We start from the raw sequence: 2,574 nt of genomic DNA, 5'->3' as shown, positions 1-2,574 counted from the left end.
ATGGGTTCGGTTTCTTGTATTTGTGTGGTGCAAACCAAGTTGCCGACTCATGCAGGCCTCTTCAATATTCCAACTTCTTGATTTTCTGTAAGAAAAATCGGGGATCCCTCAGGGTCTGTCCCCGTTTGTGATAAAGATCTGCTCTTGATGGCATCTCAGATTGTAGGGGTGTTGTCGGCCACTGCACTGGGCGATACAGATCAAGAGTCAATGGATCTGGGCTCCTGGGTTGCCAACAACGCTACGCAGTACAACTTCCTCAATCACCAGGATGTCATCGATCTCGCTGAAGCGGAGAAGACGTGCCGAACGAAAGGAAATTGTGATGAAGTCAAAAAAGAGTTTGATGAGCGCAGCGATGCGAACCGGGAGCGACTGAAAAACTGCAAGCTTGTCGGAAACTGCGCACAAATTAGGGCAGAGATTGATGAGGGCTCCAAAGCACTGGGGACCCTGATCGAGGTAACCGAGAAGGTCAACCCAGGCGGCTCGGATAATGATCTGGCGTATTACTATCAGACCAAAAAGAACGCCACCGACTGGACGACGGCTGGTTTAAACCATTTAGATCAGATTGGTAATCTGTGGGTCAACGACGATGGTTCGTGGTTGACTGAGGCGGGAGTCTATCTAGATCAGACGGGTTTCAATCCATTTGGAATCAACGTTCTGCCTGGCATGCATGGAGCTGGTGAAGGAGGCGGGACCAAGGTAAGGCCACTTGATGACTTGCCTGTCGGAGGCGGTGGTAAAGATAAGCCGAAGCCTACGCCAGAGTGGGATAATCCTGTCACGAGGGTCGATGGAGAGTTTGGCGATCAAAACGCTCCAACGATTAATGTTCCTGCATTTTTTGATACGCCAACGAATGCGCCGAAGTTTATTACCAATGGACGAATCAATATGTCTGATTTGCAGAAGCTGGTTCCGCCTGGTATGCCGGATACGTTCAGACCTTCTGCCATTATTGCTGATGGCAGTAAATTCTCGTACGTTTGGGCAGGGCAGAAAGTTGAAATTAAGTGGCATTCCCCTGATCTCAATGCAGCTGCAAATCATCCTGGATCCAACTCAGGTAGTGGTTGGACTGCGCAGATTAAAATCGGAAAGAAACTGCTTGGGCAAGATGGCAGGCTTTACAGAAAAGTAACCAATGTCACCCATATTCCTGTGGACTTTAAATGATGAAGGCCGTTTCTTATTACTGCTCGCTTCCGGACTCGATGCCTGAAGAAGATGTGACAAAGGAATTTCATGAACTTCTACAAGAAGTACCTGGTTCTGAGCGGTTGAAACATGATTTTCTCCAGGCTCTGTTAGAGCTCAGCGATCGTCAGTGGCACACCTATAAAGGGATGGACCAGCCACTGAAGACTCAGATCGAGAAAATCTTGATCAGTTGGTGGGATGGATACGATTTCGATTTTGCTGAGGGCTCGATCATCGTTGCTGCAATGCTTGGGTTGGTTGAACTTTTTGATTTTATATCAAATCGAAGTGTTGCCGAGCTTTCACCTGAAGTAGCTGTCGAGATTAAAGAGGCAATTGCTGAGCTGGGGGATAATATCGCTGATCCGTATAGTGGTCTGTGATTTGAAGCGACCAATAATCCGCGAATAGGAGTGGCCACATTTAAGCGTCATTCAGAAAGGCGTAGGATGTGATTCCGGATTGAAATCCCGTCAGGCTAAAACAATGAAAACGCCCCGAACACTGTCGGGGCGTTTTCATTTGCCAGACTCAATCAGCAGAACACTCAACGAAACGCCGGCACCACATGCTTGATAAACAACTCCAACGATTTCTTCTTCTCTTCATGCTGCAGGCTGTTATCACACCAGAAACTGAACTCATCCCCCCCCCAACTCCTGGTAATACTTGATGCGCGGAATGATCTCTTCCGGCGTACCAATCATCGCCGTCTTGTGCAAACTCTCCAGCTCAAACTCCGGACGCCCGGCAAACTTCTCTTCCGGGCTCGGTGCGAGGAAGCCATTGACCGGCGTTTGCTTGTTGCCGAACCACGCATCGAAGGTGCGATAGAAACGCGAGATCGCTTTCGCGCCGACTTTCCAGCCGTCCGGATTATCAGCGGTGTGCACGTGGGTGTGACGCAGCACCATCAGTTGCGGGCGTGGCACGTCGGGGTTGTTGTCCAGCGCAGTCTGGAATTTGTTTTTCAGGTCGGGGACTTCTTCGTCGCCCTTCGTCAGCGGCGTGACCATCACGTTGCAACCGTTGGCCACGGCGAAGTTGTGCGAGTCCGGGTCGCGGGCGGCGATCCACATTGGCGGGTTGGGCTTCTGGATCGGTTTTGGCACGCTGGTGGAGGTGGGGAATTTCCAGATGTCGCCGTTGTGCGCGTAGTCGCCTTGCCACAGGGCGCGGACCACCGGGACCATTTCGCGCAAGGCCTGGCCGCCGCTGGGTAAAGGGGGACGGTAAAGGGGGACAGACCCTGAGGGATCCCCGATTTTTCTTACAGAAAATCAAGAAGTTGGAATATTGAAGAGGCCTGCATGAGTCGGCAACTTGGTTTGCACCACACAAATACAAGAAACCGAACCCATGCAG

The 2,574-nt window shown here is 50.9% G+C and carries 2 protein-coding genes and 1 pseudogene; 2 read left to right on the top strand and 1 reads right to left on the bottom strand.

What is annotated here, in order from left to right:
* Positions 1 to 147 precede the first annotated feature (147 nt).
* Together AACY11_RS28140 and AACY11_RS28135 are read left to right on the top strand one after the other, a co-directional pair.
* The gene (locus AACY11_RS28140) at positions 148 to 1,185 is read left to right on the top strand and encodes a hypothetical protein (RefSeq protein WP_339496309.1); all 1,038 of its coding nucleotides are present in this window, start codon (positions 148 to 150) and stop codon (positions 1,183 to 1,185) included.
* Positions 1,182 to 1,592 (top strand): hypothetical protein, encoded by a 411-nt coding sequence (locus tag AACY11_RS28135; protein ID WP_339466833.1) that lies wholly within the window; start codon positions 1,182 to 1,184, stop codon positions 1,590 to 1,592. Before AACY11_RS28140 ends, AACY11_RS28135 begins: the two co-directional genes overlap by 4 nt.
* Before the next feature lie 164 nt (positions 1,593 to 1,756).
* Here AACY11_RS28135 and AACY11_RS28130 read toward each other — a convergent pair.
* A pseudogene (locus tag AACY11_RS28130) lies at positions 1,757 to 2,435 on the bottom strand (LLM class flavin-dependent oxidoreductase); the annotation flags it as partial.
* Positions 2,436 to 2,574: the final 139 nt, after the last annotated feature.

Origin of the sequence: Pseudomonas sp. RA_105y_Pfl2_P56, assembly GCF_963970845.1 — a bacterium.
Taxonomy (GTDB): domain Bacteria; phylum Pseudomonadota; class Gammaproteobacteria; order Pseudomonadales; family Pseudomonadaceae; genus Aquipseudomonas; species Aquipseudomonas baetica_A.
Note: the sequence above shows the minus strand (reverse complement) of the source record. Positions and strands in the feature narration are given on the sequence as shown.

What these genes read in the sequence shown, in the direction of transcription:
- AACY11_RS28140 (WP_339496309.1), top strand. Translation starts at nt 148, where the DNA reads ATGGCATCTCAGATTGTAGGGGTGTTGTCGGCCACTGCACTGGGCGAT.
- AACY11_RS28135 (WP_339466833.1), top strand. Translation starts at nt 1,182, where the DNA reads ATGATGAAGGCCGTTTCTTATTACTGCTCGCTTCCGGACTCGATGCCT.